Source organism: Burkholderia sp. 572, assembly GCF_040545135.1.
In the GTDB taxonomy this organism is placed as follows: Bacteria; Pseudomonadota; Gammaproteobacteria; order Burkholderiales; family Burkholderiaceae; genus Burkholderia; species Burkholderia cepacia.
The window spans coordinates 192,600-206,676 of sequence record NZ_JBEPLH010000008.1; the positions used below are offsets into that span (position 1 = coordinate 192,600).

At 67.9% G+C, this 14,077-nt stretch carries 14 protein-coding genes; 11 read left to right on the top strand and 3 right to left on the bottom strand.

Translation table 11 applies throughout. From position 1 onward, the window contains the following. Positions 1-102: 102 nt before the first annotated feature. Positions 103-501 carry a lysozyme inhibitor LprI family protein gene (locus ABIC51_RS17230; protein ID WP_060373344.1) on the top strand — a complete coding sequence of 133 codons (399 nt, stop codon included), beginning with the start codon at positions 103-105 and terminating at the stop codon, positions 499-501. Between the two features lie 21 nt (positions 502-522). On the opposite strand, the gene ABIC51_RS17235 is transcribed toward ABIC51_RS17230, so the two are convergent. Continuing rightward, on the bottom strand, positions 523-1,254 hold the full coding sequence (locus ABIC51_RS17235; protein WP_146252613.1) for a GNAT family N-acetyltransferase: 732 nt from the start codon (positions 1,252-1,254) through the stop codon (positions 523-525). Between the two features lie 1,057 nt (positions 1,255-2,311). Between ABIC51_RS17235 and ABIC51_RS17240 the strand changes: the two genes are divergently transcribed. The 4 genes from ABIC51_RS17240 to ABIC51_RS17255 all read left to right on the top strand — a co-directional run bounded on the left by ABIC51_RS17240 (position 2,312) and on the right by ABIC51_RS17255 (position 5,902). Continuing rightward, the gene (locus ABIC51_RS17240; protein ID WP_027791096.1) at positions 2,312-3,208 is read left to right on the top strand and encodes an NAD-dependent protein deacetylase; all 897 of its coding nucleotides are present in this window, start codon (positions 2,312-2,314) and stop codon (positions 3,206-3,208) included. Next, positions 3,205-3,846, top strand: coding sequence for a DUF938 domain-containing protein (locus ABIC51_RS17245; protein WP_027791097.1), 642 nt, complete (start codon positions 3,205-3,207; stop codon positions 3,844-3,846). The genes ABIC51_RS17240 and ABIC51_RS17245 overlap by 4 nt, the downstream gene beginning before the upstream one ends. Before the next feature lie 97 nt (positions 3,847-3,943). Continuing rightward, complete coding sequence (gene gnd, locus ABIC51_RS17250) at positions 3,944-5,356, top strand: NADP-dependent phosphogluconate dehydrogenase (protein WP_027791098.1); 1,413 nt, start codon at positions 3,944-3,946, stop codon at positions 5,354-5,356. Positions 5,357-5,557: 201 nt separating this feature from the next. Further along, positions 5,558-5,902 (top strand): DUF4148 domain-containing protein, encoded by a 345-nt coding sequence (locus tag ABIC51_RS17255; protein WP_021160880.1) that lies wholly within the window; start codon positions 5,558-5,560, stop codon positions 5,900-5,902. 130 nt (positions 5,903-6,032) lie between these two features. On the opposite strand, the gene ABIC51_RS17260 is transcribed toward ABIC51_RS17255, so the two are convergent. Beyond that, positions 6,033-6,353: a hypothetical protein gene (locus tag ABIC51_RS17260; RefSeq protein WP_021160881.1), complete on the bottom strand. Its 321-nt coding sequence runs from the start codon at positions 6,351-6,353 to the stop codon at positions 6,033-6,035. A gap of 412 nt (positions 6,354-6,765) precedes the next feature. Between ABIC51_RS17260 and ABIC51_RS17265 the strand changes: the two genes are divergently transcribed. Next, a complete protein-coding gene (locus ABIC51_RS17265) occupies positions 6,766-7,500 on the top strand; it encodes a peptidoglycan DD-metalloendopeptidase family protein (protein ID WP_027791099.1) in 735 nt (244 codons plus the stop codon). Between the two features lie 57 nt (positions 7,501-7,557). Here ABIC51_RS17265 and ABIC51_RS17270 read toward each other — a convergent pair whose 3' ends face one another. Next, positions 7,558-8,196, bottom strand: a complete 639-nt coding sequence (locus ABIC51_RS17270; protein ID WP_059693981.1) for a Pr6Pr family membrane protein — start codon at positions 8,194-8,196, stop codon at positions 7,558-7,560. 230 nt (positions 8,197-8,426) lie between these two features. Between ABIC51_RS17270 and ABIC51_RS17275 the strand changes: the two genes are divergently transcribed. The 5 genes from ABIC51_RS17275 to ABIC51_RS17295 all read left to right on the top strand — a co-directional run bounded on the left by ABIC51_RS17275 (position 8,427) and on the right by ABIC51_RS17295 (position 14,068). Next, the gene (locus tag ABIC51_RS17275; RefSeq protein ID WP_027791101.1) at positions 8,427-8,963 is read left to right on the top strand and encodes a cytochrome b; all 537 of its coding nucleotides are present in this window, start codon (positions 8,427-8,429) and stop codon (positions 8,961-8,963) included. 159 nt (positions 8,964-9,122) lie between these two features. Next, entirely contained in the window at positions 9,123-9,491 is a 369-nt protein-coding gene (locus tag ABIC51_RS17280; protein WP_146252615.1) for a DUF2946 domain-containing protein, read from the top strand. A gap of 83 nt (positions 9,492-9,574) precedes the next feature. Continuing rightward, positions 9,575-11,707, top strand: coding sequence for a TonB-dependent copper receptor (locus tag ABIC51_RS17285; protein WP_175898086.1), 2,133 nt, complete (start codon positions 9,575-9,577; stop codon positions 11,705-11,707). A 228-nt stretch (positions 11,708-11,935) separates the two neighbouring features. Then, complete coding sequence (locus ABIC51_RS17290; protein WP_146252617.1) at positions 11,936-13,030, top strand: triacylglycerol lipase; 1,095 nt, start codon at positions 11,936-11,938, stop codon at positions 13,028-13,030. 3 nt (positions 13,031-13,033) lie between these two features. Next, positions 13,034-14,068 (top strand): lipase secretion chaperone, encoded by a 1,035-nt coding sequence (locus ABIC51_RS17295; RefSeq protein ID WP_146252618.1) that lies wholly within the window; start codon positions 13,034-13,036, stop codon positions 14,066-14,068. Positions 14,069-14,077: the final 9 nt, after the last annotated feature.

Consider the following 14,077-nt stretch of genomic DNA (forward strand, 5'->3'; position numbering starts at 1 on the left):
CGCCCGATCGGGCGTGACCGGTGACGTCGAGGTAACGGGAGCCATGCGGGCAGCGGGCCGGGCATAATCGGTGCTTTCGATCATTGAGAACGGCGAATCCGGATGAATGCGCTTCAACACGCGGTGATCGGTCTGGCGGCGAGCGCGATGCTTTTCACGGTTGCGTCCGACGCGCGCGCGGACGATGCGCAGCGCACCGCTATCTGCAAGACCGCCGAGGAAACGGGCTACACGGCCGACATCCGCAATTGCCTGCGGCTGAAATACGACGAGGCCGACCGACGGTTGAATGCCGTCTACAAGACGAAGATGGCGAGCCTGGATGCGCAGGGCAAGGCGAGGTTGCGCGACGACGAGCGCCGCTGGCTCAAGGCGCGGGATGCTGCCTGCGCCGAATCGCGGCAGCCCGATGCAGGCGGTACGCTCGGGCTCGTGGAGGTTGACAGTTGCTTCGTCGGCGAAACCGAACGCCGCGTGAAGGTCATCGAGGCCTTTCGTTGAGGTGTCGCGCAGGCCCCGGCGCTATGCCACGCGCAGCGTCGTGCCGCGCAGCGTGAGGCCGAGGCGCGCCGCCACGCGTTGTGACGCGCGGTTGTCGCTGTCGGTGCTGTAGAACAGCGTGCGGGTTCGAAGCGACGGCAGCCGCGACCACGCGGCGGTCACGGCTGCCGCGAGGCCGCGCCCCCGGAATGCAGGGGCCGTCGCGAGACCGAGTTCGGCACCGACTTCGGATAGCCGCGCGGCGAATGCGACCGAGGCGACTTCTCCGTCGACGACGGCCGCGCACCACGGCGCCCACAGATCGGCGGCGCCTTGAAACCCCATCGAGAACAAACCTTCGGACATCGCGCGCGTCGACAACGCGTGCAGCAGATGCCGGCCCGCGTCGCTGTCGCCGTCGATCAGTTCGACGTGTGCGTCGGTGTCGAAACCGAGTGCGTGCGGCAGCGCGTAGACGAGACCGATGTTCCAGTGCGGAACGGGGGCGAGCAGCGACAGATAGCGTTCGAGATGCGCGGGCTGCGTGAAGTCCGCCGACGGCGTTTCGCTGTCGGCCAGGCGCGCCAGTTCTTCTGCGACAGGAAAGGGCACGTCGGCGCGTACGCCCGCCAGGTTGCGTTCCGCGCCTCTGCCGAGCCACAAGCGGGGCCCGGGCGAGCAGTCGGGATCGTTCTCGCGTTCGATCCGGCGATCCGGATGCAGCCGGAACAGCGTCCGGTAGTCGATATCCAGCCAGTCGTGTGTGTCAGGCATAGGTCGGGCAGGTGGCTCCCGTCAGGTGGCGGCGGGTTGCGCGAAGCGGGCCGGGGCGGGCCCGCGCGTCCGTTCGTGCGTATGCGGCACTGTGGGGCGATTGTAAGCCGGTCGGCAATCGCGCGCGGATGCAACGACGCGGCATCGGCGCGGACCGTGCCGGCGCGGCATGACGACATCGCGGCATGCCCGGCCGACGGTCGCCGATCCGGTACGCGTTTCAGTTTCGAAACGTTCGCGCTGCTTGCCGGTGCGCGATTCGCCGCGATGGCCCCGCTTCGGCCCGCGCGGCCTTGCGGCATGAAGCATGGTGCGCTCCTTGCATATCTGTACGTGCCGTGAGCGCGGTCGCGGACGCAGTCGGTCCGGCGATCGCTTCAGTGGGTCGGACGTATCGGAGACGGGGACAAGAGAATGAAAACAGACCGAATCGCAACATGCCGTGTTGCAAACATGAATCGCCGACCTGCCTGGGTATTCGCTTCGCCGTTGATCGAGGCGACGTGAGCGCGCGGCTTTCCGTTCCATCCGAGCAATCGGGTTTGTTCTGAACGACGACGTGCAGGTGTGACGCACGAGGCCGACTGGTGCCGGTCGGCCGTCGGGGACGAACTTCGAATATCCGTGGATGGCCCGGCCCGGAACCCGGATCGTCATGCTGGCGCGCGCAACGCGAGTCGTCGCGCGGCGCAGGTGTTCGTGCGCCGCGTATCGCGTCGGCGCGACGGGCCCGAACCGGAACGCACCGGGTCGCACCGGAAAGCCGGCAGTGCATCGATGTGTCCGGCACCGCGGAATACATGCAGTCCAGGGGAAGCGTTCGCCGGCCGCAGCATGGCGGGCGCCGCGAAATTGTGCTGTCAGTTGATCCACTACCCCGATGGATCAATTGTTGAAGCGCCCATCGCCGAGTGGCGGATGGGCGTCTTTTTTTGTGCGCCGGTTTGCGACGCGGGCCATCGGCCCGATCGCGCGGCGTTCTGTATCATGTGCTGGCGTGCCTGGCTGCCCGTGCGGGCGCACGGCTTGCCGGCGCACCCGATCACGCGTTGCCAACATGAACGACACAGCCCTGCACGACCCCTCAACCGCCGGCATCGATCCGGCCGCACTCGATGCGCTGCAGACGTTCGTCGAACGTCATCCGCGCCTGCTGGTACTGACCGGCGCGGGCATCAGCACCGACTCCGGCATTCCCGGCTATCGCGACCGCAACGGCCAGTGGATGCGCTCGCCGCCGATTCAGCTCCATGAATTCCTCGGCTCCGATGCCGCGCGGCGGCGTTACTGGGCGCGCAGCATGATCGGCTGGCCCGTCGTCGGCCGCGCCCAGCCGAACGGGTCGCACGTCGCGCTCGCGCGGCTCGGCAGCGCCGGGCGGATCGAGCGTCTCGTCACGCAGAACGTCGACGGTTTGCACCAGCGCGCGGGCAGCGGCGACGTGATCGAGCTGCACGGCGGCATCGACGGCGTCACGTGTCTCGACTGCGGCGCGCATCATGCGCGCGCGACGATCCAGGTCATGCTCGAGGCCGACAATCCCGAGCTGCTGGGCGCGCAGGCCGAGCCTGCCGCGGACGGCGACGCGCATCTCGAATGGGCGGCGCTCGACACGTTCCGCATCCCGGCGTGCCCCGCGTGCGGCGGGCTGCTGAAGCCGGCAGTCGTGTTCTTCGGCGAAAACGTGCCGCGCGAGCGCGTGGCGCTCGCGTCGCAGGCGCTCGATGCGGCCGATGCGCTGCTCGTCGTCGGCTCGTCGCTGATGGTGTATTCCGGCTACCGCTTCTGCGTGTGGGCGCAGGCGCAGCACAAGCCGGTCGCCGCGCTCAATCTCGGCCATACGCGCGCCGATCCGATCCTGACGCTGAAGGTCGAGGCGCGCTGCGCACCCGCGCTCGACGCGCTCACCGCGCGGCTGGGCCTCGCGGGCCACGCACCGGAGCACGCATCGTGACCGATCCGACCGCTTCGCCCGATCCGTCCGCGCGGCTGTCGGCGCCGGCAGCCGAACGCAATCGCGGGCCGATCCTCGACGTCTTGCGCCGCGTGTTGCCGGCGAGCGGCCGCGTGCTCGAAATCGCGAGCGGCACGGGCCAGCACGTCGTCCATTTCGCACAGGCGTTGCCGGGCCTGCACTGGCAACCGAGCGATCCCGATGCGCAGGCGCGCCGCTCGATCGCCGCGTGGGTTGCCCATGCGGGCCTCGCGAACGTTGCCGGGCCGCTGGCGTTCGACGTGCGCGACGCGTCGTGGCCGGTCGACGCGCTCGACGCGATCGTCTGCATCAACATGATCCATATCTCGCCCTGGGCCTGCACCGACGCGCTGTTCGCGGGCGCGTCGCGCCTGCTGCGGCCGGGCGGCGTGCTGTTCCTGTACGGGCCATATCGCCGCGAGGGCCGGCACACGGCGCCGTCGAACGAGGCATTCGACCTGCAATTGCGCAGCCGCGACCCGTCGTGGGGCGTGCGCGATCTCGAAACCGTCGTCGCGCTCGGCCTCGATCGCGGGCTCGATTGCATCGAGGTGGTCGAGATGCCGGCGAACAACCTGAGCGTCGTGTTCCGGCGGCTGCCGCACGCGGAGCAGTGACACGCAAGCGCGCATCGCCGCCGGGTTTCCACTATCCTTTCGCCTGTGCGCGCGACCCGGTTCGGGTCGCGCCCCGTTTTTTCCGGAGAATTGACTAATGGGCAAACAAGCAATCGGTGTGATCGGGCTCGCGGTGATGGGCCGCAATCTCGCACTCAATATCGAGAGCCGCGGTTACGCGGTGTCTGTGTACAACCGCAGCCGCGAGAAAACCGACGAACTGATCGCCGAATTCCCCGGCCGCAACCTGGTGCCGACCTATACGCTCGAGGAATTCGTCGCGTCGCTCGAAACGCCGCGCCGGATCCTGATGATGGTGAAGGCCGGCGAAGCGACCGATGCGACGATCGCATCGCTCAAGCCGCTGCTCGAGAAGGGCGATGTGCTGATCGACGGCGGCAACACGCATTTCACCGACACGATCCGCCGTAATCAGGAGCTCGCGCAATCGGGCCTGCACTTCATCGGCACCGGCGTGTCGGGCGGCGAAGAGGGCGCGCTGCGCGGCCCGTCGATCATGCCTGGCGGCCAGCGTGACGCGTACGACCTCGTCGAGCCGATCCTCAAGCAGATCGCCGCGAAGGCGCCGTCGGACGGCGAGCCGTGCGTCGCCTACATGGGCCCGGACGGTGCGGGCCATTACGTGAAGATGGTCCACAACGGCATCGAATACGGCGACATGCAGCTGATCGCCGAAAGCTACTCGGTGCTGAAGGACGTCGCGGGCCTGACCAACGACGAACTCGGCGCGGTGTACACCGAATGGAACCAGGGCGAACTCGACAGCTACCTGATCGAGATCACGTCGAAGATCTTCGGCAAGAAGGACGAAGAGACCGGCAAGCACCTCGTCGACGTGATCCTCGATCGCGCCGCGCAGAAGGGCACCGGCAAGTGGACGAGCCAGAACGCGCTGGATCTCGGCGTGCCGCTGCCGCTCATCACCGAGTCGGTGTTCGCGCGCGTGCTGTCGTCGCTGAAGACCGAGCGTGTCGCGGCCAGCAAGATCCTGTCGGGCCCGGCCGCCGCGCCGTTCGACGGCGATCGCGCCGCGTTCGTCGAAGCGGTGCGCCGCGCGCTGTACCTGAGCAAGGTGATCTCGTACGCGCAGGGCTTCGCGCAACTGCGCACGGCATCCGAAGAGTACGGCTGGAACCTCGATCTCGGGACGATCGCGAAGATCTTCCGCGCGGGCTGCATCATCCGCGCGCGCTTCCTGCAGAAGATCACGGACGCGTATGCGAAGGATCCGGCGCTCGCGAACCTGCTGCTCGACCCGTACTTCAAGGACATCGCCGCGAACTATCAGACCGCGCTGCGCGACGTCGTGGTGGCCGCGGTGAAGGCAGGCGTGCCGGTACCGGCGTTCGCGTCGGCCGTCGCGTACTTCGACAGCTATCGTTCCGAGCGGCTGCCGGCGAACCTCGTGCAGGCGCAGCGAGACTTCTTCGGCGCGCACACGTTCGAGCGTACCGACAAGCCGGGCAGCTTCCACGCGAACTGGTCCTGATCGGCTGGCAGGGGGCGGCATTGTTGCGAAAATCTATTCTTTGAATAGGGTTTTTCTATCCCGGATGCCGACATTGTTGGCTCCGGGGAAACAGTGTTTTCGTTCTTTCATGGTTTTCCCTAGGTGTTCCCGGGACTAAACTCTGTTCCATCGCTGCAGACATGGTGTGTGCGGCGGAGCAAAAAAATCCCGGAGGTAATCATGAAATCGCTGATCGCAACGTTCGCCGCAGCTGCCGTTCTCGCCGTTCCCGCCGTCTCGTTCGCCCAACAGAATGCGCCCGTCACCCGTGCACAGGTGAAGGCCGATCTGGTCGCCGTCCAGCAGGCCGGCTACAAGCTGGGCAGCGACCGTACGAACTACCCGGAAAGCATTCAGGCCGCTGAAGCCCGCCTGAACCCGCAACAGAACGTTGCCGCTGCCGACACGACCGGCTATGGCGCACAACCGGCTGCCGCGCAAGAATCCGGCGCACCGGCCAAGGCCAAGACCGGCTGGCAAGTCAAGCGCATCGCTGACGACGCGCCGATCTACAAGGGTCGTTAATGGTGGTTCGGTCGGTGCGGCCGCGTTGGCGGCCTGATCCGTCCCCTGAAGTACGAACAGCCCGTCGTTCCGGATAGCGGAACGACGGGCTGTTTTCATTGGTGGCGCGCGTATCGCGCCGACCGTCGGTTCAGTGCAGCGGGCGCCTGCCGCGCCCGATATCCCGGAACAGCGCTTCGGCCGGTTCCAGCACCTGCAGCCACGTTTCGTCGTAGCCGCTCAGCGTGTCGAGCGCGTCGCGCAGCCGCTCGATCGCGAGGACCGGCAGCTCGACGCTGTGGCGCGTGGCGCCGGTCATGTGCGCGACGCTCGCCAGCTGGACGAGCGCATCGGCCGCCTCGGCGACGTCGGTTGCGAACAGCAGGTGCCGGTTGAGCAATTCGACCAGGCCGCTGGAACCGGAGAAATCGTCGGCGTTGAGCTGCACGGAAAGAAACGTCGCGTTGTTCATTGTCATGCTCCTCGTTGTCGTTGGGTCGCGCAGTGCATCACCGAGTATAGGTGGCGATCGAAGGGAAGAATGTGACGGGATCGATACGGCAGGCGCGGGTGGCGAGGCCTGCGGAAGATCCGCGGCAGGCCCGCCCGGCGGGGCTCGCAGGCAGCCGGCACGCTGCTGCGGCACCGCAAGATTGTTGCCGGATCAGGCATCGGTCGCGGCCTTGACCGCCACAAATGGTATCTTTGCCGATCGGAACGGCGCGAAAAAGGGGCCGGTGAGCCCATCGCGCCGATGTTCCGCTGTGGAAACTGACGGCCGCGAGAGCGGTCGGATACTGATTGGTCCGGCCGTCCGGCCGGACATCGTGCGTCGCGCGCCGGGGGGCGGTGGGCGGCGCAACGACGCAAATCCGGGAGGACCCTTGAGAGAAACTATTCCCATCCACGATGCGCCGACGCGCTGGCTGCCGCAGGCGGCACTCGTTGCCGCGGCCATCGCGCTGACGGGTTGCACGATGACGCCGTGGACCGACAGCTGGCAGCCGGCGCGCCAGTCGGCACCCACGTCGGCCGCGACGCCGGGCGTGATCGCCGGCTATTACCGCGTGAATCCGGGCGATACGCTCGCGGGTGTCGCGAACGCGTACGGGCAGCGCGTGCAGGACGTGGCCAGCTGGAACCACATGGCGCCGACCGATGCCGTGTATCCCGGGCAGGTGCTGCGCGTCGCGCCGCCGCCTGCGGCGACGTCGCTCGGGCAGCCGCCCTCGGCGGCCGCGCAGCCGGGCTCGCTCGCCTGGCCGGCCACCGGTGTCGTGGCGACGCCGTTCACGGCCGGCAGGACGCGCGGCATCGTGATCGCCGCGTCCGGCCCCGACCATTCGGTGCGGGCCGCGGCGGCCGGACGCGTGGTTTATGCGGGGTCCGGCGTCAAGGCCTACGGCCCGCTCGTGATCCTGAAGCATGAGAACGGGCTCATCACGGCCTACGGACACAACGGCAAACTGCTGGTCAACGAAGGCGACGCGGTGCGCCAGGGCCAGCCGGTCGCCGAAATGGGCACCGACACGAGCGGCCGTTCGACGTTCGAGTTCGAAGTGCGCCAGAACGGCAAGGTCGTCGATCCGATGAACTTCCTGCCGCGCAACGGCGGCTGACGACCCGCCTCACCCCGTGTGCGCCGGGCGGCGCACACGTTCCGGCGTTTCCCGCCTTCATCCTTTCCCGAGCGTCACCGCACCCGACTGTCTCGCGTGATTGCCGAGCCAGCGAATGCCCAGTGCGAGCGCCGCCGCGCCGACCGCGATCAGCGAACACTGGATCGCGACCGGCAGGTAGCCATGCGGCCGCGGATCGACGAACGGGTAGGGATACCAGTTCTCCAGCGCGCCGCGCACGAGCGTATAGCCGAGATAGACGACCGGAAAGGCGAGCCACGCGAACGCGCTGCGCCGCGGGATCGGCAGGCGCGGCTCCACGTACAGCCAGTCGCACAGCACGACGAGCGGCACGATCCGGTGCAGCACCCAATTGTTGAACGCCGGCGTGACGTGGCGCAGCGCATCGAGCCGCGCGAGCAGGAGCTCGTAGACGATCGCGGTGATCAGGACGTACAGCACCGCGGCGCCGCGCATCGATTCGTAGCGAGCCGAGCCGGGGCGGGCGATGCGCCAGAGCCCGGCGGCGAGCATCGCGGCCGCGTAGAGGCTGCTCAGTTGCGTGAAGTAGCTGAGAAAGTTGCCGAGCTCGAATGCAGGCATGCCCCAGTAGCCGGCGATGCTGTGCAACGTCGTCGACACCGCGAGCAACGCGGCGGTCAGCCGATAGGCCGCAACGAAGAACGCCTTGCTCATGATGCGCGCGCAACGTCGACACCAAAGCTTCATCGTGCCACAGCCGTTTACGGGCGCGATGCGGATTTTCCATATGACGGCCCGCGCGGCGCGTGCGTTGACGATTCATCCGATATTTGACCTCGCCGCACAAAACCGGACGCACGTGCGGCTACAATCGTGGCAGCCTTGCCGGGCTGCCGAGCCGATTGCGGCATGCGCCCATCCCCGCATACAACACGAGACGAAGCATGAGAAACATCCTCGCGAAACAGACGCGCTACAGCTCGCCCGCGATCTTCTTCCACTGGGCCGTGTTCGCGCTGGTGGCGCTGGCCTACCTGGCCATCGAGATCCGCGGCCCGAAAGGCAGCGACAGCCGGGTGTTCTGGATGAACGTGCACCTCACCGCGGGCACGCTCGTGCTCGTGCTGTCGGTGCTGCGCGTGCTGTGGCGAGTCGTCAGCCGCGTGCCCGAGGCCGTTCCGCAAACGGCGCTGCTGCGCTGGCTCTCGAAGCTCGCGCATCTCGCGCTCTACGTGTTCATCATCGCGCAGCCGCTGCTCGGGATCATGACGATCAACCTGGGCGGAAAGCCGGTGTCGCTCGACTGGCTTGGCGTGTCGTTCACGCTGCTCGGCCCCGACAAGGCGCTGCGGCCGACGATCAAGGAAGCGCACGAGCTGATCGGCAACGCGTTCTATTTCGTGATCGGATTGCACGCGCTGGCCGCGCTTTACCATCATTTCATCCGGCGCGACGACGTACTGCGGCGCATGGCGCCCTGAACGGCACGTTCGTTCCGGAAGCATGCAGCAGGCGGGGGCGCATGGTTGTGTTGACAACCATGCGCCCCCGGTCCGTTTACTGCCGTCTGCGCTGGTCAGCGCGTTAAACATTCTGTAACATCTCGGCTGTTTTTACATTCCGCTTACTCTGCGCCGCGCATGCTGCACCGACATCGTCACCTGACCGCCTGGCTTGGCGTGCTCGCGATCTGGTTCGCGATCGCGGCGCCGCTGGTGTCGCAGTGGCGCGTCGCGCAGGCGGCCACGCCCGACGCAATTGTCTGCAGTGCAGAGCAAGGCGCGCATCGGTCACCCGATGCAGGCCGCATGCACGATCACGCGCTGCATCTCGATGCGTGCGGCTACTGCGGTTTCTTCGCGCACAGTCCCGCGATCGGCGGGACTGCCGCCGCGGCACTCGCTTCCGTTCCCGTCGTTTCCGTCTCCGCCGTCGCGCCGCCTGCCGTCGCGGCGCGCGCCGACCGCTATCCGCGCGCGTACCCGCGCGCACCGCCCGAGCGCGCCTGACGCGCTGTTTTCCGTTCTTTTCACCGCCGATATCCGTGCGGCCCGTCGAGGCCGTGCGGAGGGCGTCACTCGGGCTTTCGATCATGACCATTTTCCAGTTGCGTGCGCCGCGGGCGTCGCGCAATGCCTGTGCGCGGCGCATGCCGCGCGTGCTGAAACTCACCGTTCCCGCGCTCGCAGCCGGCGCACTGGCCGCGAGCGCCGCGGCAGCCGAAACGGCGCGCGTGGCTGGCGCGCCGGCCGACGACACGGCCGCGCCGCTGCCGGCCATCGAAGTCGTCGCATCGCCGCTGACGACGCCGCTCGTCGTCGTCACGGATCCGAAGACCCCGCGCCAGCCGCTGCCCGCCAGCGACGGCGCGGATTACCTGAAGACGATCCCCGGCTTCACGTCGATCCGCAGCGGCGGCACCAACGGCGACCTCGTGCTGCGCGGGATGTTCGGCTCGCGGCTGAATATCCTGGCGAACGGGATGTCGACGCTCGGCGCATGCCCGGGCCGGATGGATGCGCCGACGTCGTATATCGCACCGGAAAGCTATGACAAGGTCACCGTCCTGAAGGGGCCGCAGACCGTGCTGTACGGCCCCGGCGCATCGGCCGGCACCGTGCTGTTCGAGCGCGTGACCCCGCGATTCGACAAGCCCGGCATGCGCTTCGAGGGCAGCCTGGTCGGCGGGTCGTTCGGCCGCAACGACCAGAACGTCGACGTGACGGCCGGCACGCCGGACGTCTATGGCCGCGTGACCGCGAACCACGCGCATTCGCAGGACTACAAGGACGGCAACGGCAACACCGTGCCGTCGCAGTGGGACAAATGGAACGCCGATGCGGCGCTCGGCTGGACACCGGACGACCACACGCGCGTCGAGCTGACCGCCGGCACCGGCGACGGCTATGCGCGCTACGCGGGGCGCGGAATGGACGGAGCGTATTTCCGCCGCGAGACGTTCGGCCTGTCGTTCGACAAGAAGCATATCGGCGACGTGCTCGACCGAATCGAGGCGCGCGTGTACTACAACGAAGCCGATCACGTGATGGACAACTACACGTTGCGGCAACCCGACCCGACCAGCAGCATGCCGATGCGGATGGCGTCGGAAGTGCGGCGTCGCACGGTCGGTGCGCGCGCAGCCGCGACGTTCCGTTTTGCCGGCGACTTCAAGCTCGTGACGGGCGTGGATGCGCAATCGAACCGGCTCGACTCGCGCTCGGCGATGGGGCGGCAGAACTACGGCGACCAGCCGTGGGATGCGCAGGCGACGATGTGGAACGCGGGCGTGTTCGGCGAACTGACGTGGTACGCGAGCGAAGTGTCGCGCGTGATCGGCGGCGTGCGCGTCGACTATGCGAGCGCACGCGACAAGCGCGCGACGACGAGCGGCATGATGAAGAGCAAGCCGAATCCGACCTTCGACGACGATCGCACGCGCGTGCTGCCGAGCGGCTTCATCCGCTACGAACGCGATCTCGCGTCGCTGCCCGTCACGTGGTACGCGGGGATCGGCCATACGGAGCGTAATCCCGATTACTGGGAGCTGTTCTCCGCGAAGCGCGGGCCGGCCGGTTCGGTCAACGCGTTTTCGGCGGTGCAGCCGGAGAAGACCACGCAGCTCGACATCGGCGCGCAATACAAGAGCGACCGGCTCGATGCATGGGTGTCGGCCTACGCGGGCTACGTGCAGGACTTCATCCTGTTCAACTATTCGGCCGGCATGATGGGCCCGACCACGCAGGCGACCAACGTCAATGCGCAGATCATGGGCGGCGAGGCGGGCGTGTCGTGGCGGCCGGTTGCGCCGCTGCGCGTCGAGACGTCGCTCGCGTATGCGTGGGGGCGCAACGTGGCGAGCGGCGATCCGCTGCCGCAGATGCCGCCGCTCGAGGCACGCATCGGGCTCGAATACACGCGTGGTGCGTGGTCGGCAGGGGGCCTGTGGCGCATCGTTGCGCCGCAGCATCGCTATGCACTGAACGAGGGCAACGTGGTCGGCAAGGACTTCGGCCCGAGCGCCGGATTCGGCGTGCTCTCGCTGCATACGCAGTACAACGTGAGCAAGACCGTGCAGGTATCGGTGGGCGTCGACAACGTGCTGAACAAGGCCTATACCGAGCACCTGAACCTCGCCGGCAACGCGGGCTTCGGCTATCCGGCGAACTCGCCGGTGATGGAGCCGGGCCGGACCGCCTGGGTGCGCGTGAGCGCGAAGCTGTAACGCGTCGCGCGTGTGCGTTGCAGCATGCGCACGCATGAACGCGGCCCCGCCTGAACGGGCGGGGCGCGTCAACCGATTAGAGAACCGTGTCTAGTCAGGGCGCAAACGTTCGCGAGTCGTGATTCACTCCCGCATTCGACGCACACGGTGCGCGCGACGTTCGCGATGCAGGGTGTGTGTCGATCCGGCTTCATTCGCACCGGCAGCACAATAATCAGGAGAACATGCATGGCCAGGACGATGCGTTCCAGGGTGGTGGCAGGGGCAGTGGCATGCGCGATGAGCATCGCGCCGTTCGCGGGGACGACCGCGGTGATGACGCTCGCGACGACGCACGCGGCAATGGCGGCCACCGCGCCCGCCGCTGGCTACGCGGCGACGCGTTACCCGATCATCCTCGTGCACGGGCTCTCGGGTACCGACAAGTACGCCGGCGTGCTCGAGTATTGGTACGGCATCCAGGAGGACCTGCAACAGAACGGTGCGACCGTCTACGTCGCGAACCTGTCGGGTTTCCAGAGCGACGACGGCCCGAACGGGCGCGGCGAACAGTTGCTTGCTTACGTGAAGACGGTGCTCGCGGCGACGGGGGCGACCAAGGTGAATCTCGTCGGTCACAGCCAGGGCGGCCTCTCGTCGCGCTATGTTGCTGCCGTCGCGCCCGATCTCGTTGCGTCGGTGACGACGATCGGCACGCCGCATCGCGGCTCCGAATTCGCCGACTTCGTGCAGAACGTGCTCGCGTACGATCCGACCGGGCTTTCGTCATCGGTGATCGCCGCGTTCGTCAATGTGTTCGGGATCCTGACGAGCAGCAGCCACAACACCAACCAGGACGCGCTCGCCGCACTGCAGACGCTGACCACCGCACGGGCCGCCACCTACAACCAGAACTATCCGAGCGCGGGCCTGGGTGCGCCGGGCAGTTGCCAGACCGGTGCGCCGACCGAAACCGTCGGCGGCAACACGCACCTGCTGTATTCGTGGGCCGGCACGGCGATCCAGCCGACGCTCTCCGTGTTCGGCGTCACGGGCGCGACGGACACGAGCACCCTTCCGCTCGTCGATCCGGCGAACGTGCTCGACCTGTCGACGCTCGCGCTGTTCGGCACCGGCACGGTGATGATCAACCGCGGCTCCGGGCAGAACGACGGGCTCGTGTCGAAATGCAGTGCGCTGTTCGGCAAGGTGCTGAGCACGAACTACAAGTGGAACCACCTCGACGAGATCAACCAGCTGCTCGGCGTGCGCGGCGCGTATGCGGAAGATCCGGTCGCGGTGATCCGCACGCATGTGAACCGGCTGAAGCTGGCGGGCGTGTAATCGATGACGGCACGAGGAGGACGCGCGCCGCTGGCGCGCCGCGCCGTGGTCTATGGTGCCGTGGGGCTGGCGGCGGTTGCCGGCGTGGCGATGTGGAGCGGCGCGGGCCGGCATGGCGGGACGGGCGCATCCGGCGAGCCGCCGGATGCGTCGGCGGCACGCGGACCGGCTGCCGCACTGCCGCAGGCCGCCGTGCCGGCAAGCACGAGCCTGCCGCCGTCGCTCGCCGGCTCCAGCGCGCCTCGCTTGCCGCTCGATGCCGGCGGTCATCTCGCGAAGGCGCGCGCGGTGCGGGATTTCTTCGACTACTGCCTGACCGCGCAGAGCGACCTGAGTGCGGCCGGGCTCGATGCGTTCGTCGTGCGCGAGATTGCCGCACAGCTCGACGGTACCGTTGCGCAGGCCGAGGCGCTCGACGTGTGGCATCGGTATCGCGCGTATCTCGACGCACTCGCGAAATTGCGCGATGCCGGCGCGGTCGACAAGTCGGACCTGGGTGCATTGCAGCTCGCGCTCGACCAGCGCGCGTCGATCGCGTACCGCACGCTCGGCGACTGGAGCCAGCCGTTCTTCGGTGCGGAGCAATGGCGGCAGCGCTACGACCTCGCGCGGCTGAAGATCGCGCAGGACCCCGCGCTGACGGATGCGCAGAAGGCCGAACGGCTCGCGGCGCTCGAACAGCAGATGCCGGCCGACGAACGCGCCGCGCAGCAGCGCGTCGACCGGCAGCGCGCGGCGATCGACCAGATCGCGCAATTGCAGAAGAACGGGGCGACGCCCGATGCGATGCGCGCACAACTGACGCAGACGCTCGGCCCCGAAGCGGCCGCGCGCGTCGCGCAGATGCAGCAGGACGACGCATCGTGGCAGAGCCGCTACGCGGACTACGCGGCGCAGCGTGCGCAGATCGAGTCGGCCGGCCTGTCGCCGCAGGATCGCGACGCGCAGATCGCCGCGCTGCGGCAGCGCGTGTTCACAAAGCCCGGCGAAGCCGTGCGCGCGGCATCGCTCGATCGCGGGGCGGGCAGCGCGCGGTAACACGGGCGG

Bases quoted from the DNA above. Each gene is read 5' to 3' on its own strand.
- ABIC51_RS17290 (WP_146252617.1), top strand. From the start codon at position 11,936: ATGGCCAGGACGATGCGTTCCAGGGTGGTGGCAGGGGCAGTGGCATGC.
- ABIC51_RS17235 (WP_146252613.1), bottom strand. From the start codon at position 1,254: ATGCCTGACACACACGACTGGCTGGATATCGACTACCGGACGCTGTTC.
- ABIC51_RS17295 (WP_146252618.1), top strand. From the start codon at position 13,034: ATGACGGCACGAGGAGGACGCGCGCCGCTGGCGCGCCGCGCCGTGGTC.
- ABIC51_RS17255 (WP_021160880.1), top strand. From the start codon at position 5,558: ATGAAATCGCTGATCGCAACGTTCGCCGCAGCTGCCGTTCTCGCCGTT.
- gnd (WP_027791098.1), top strand. From the start codon at position 3,944: ATGGGCAAACAAGCAATCGGTGTGATCGGGCTCGCGGTGATGGGCCGC.
- ABIC51_RS17275 (WP_027791101.1), top strand. From the start codon at position 8,427: ATGAGAAACATCCTCGCGAAACAGACGCGCTACAGCTCGCCCGCGATC.
- ABIC51_RS17260 (WP_021160881.1), bottom strand. From the start codon at position 6,353: ATGAACAACGCGACGTTTCTTTCCGTGCAGCTCAACGCCGACGATTTC.
- ABIC51_RS17230 (WP_060373344.1), top strand. From the start codon at position 103: ATGAATGCGCTTCAACACGCGGTGATCGGTCTGGCGGCGAGCGCGATG.
- ABIC51_RS17285 (WP_175898086.1), top strand. From the start codon at position 9,575: ATGACCATTTTCCAGTTGCGTGCGCCGCGGGCGTCGCGCAATGCCTGT.
- ABIC51_RS17240 (WP_027791096.1), top strand. From the start codon at position 2,312: ATGAACGACACAGCCCTGCACGACCCCTCAACCGCCGGCATCGATCCG.
- ABIC51_RS17280 (WP_146252615.1), top strand. From the start codon at position 9,123: ATGCTGCACCGACATCGTCACCTGACCGCCTGGCTTGGCGTGCTCGCG.
- ABIC51_RS17270 (WP_059693981.1), bottom strand. From the start codon at position 8,196: ATGAGCAAGGCGTTCTTCGTTGCGGCCTATCGGCTGACCGCCGCGTTG.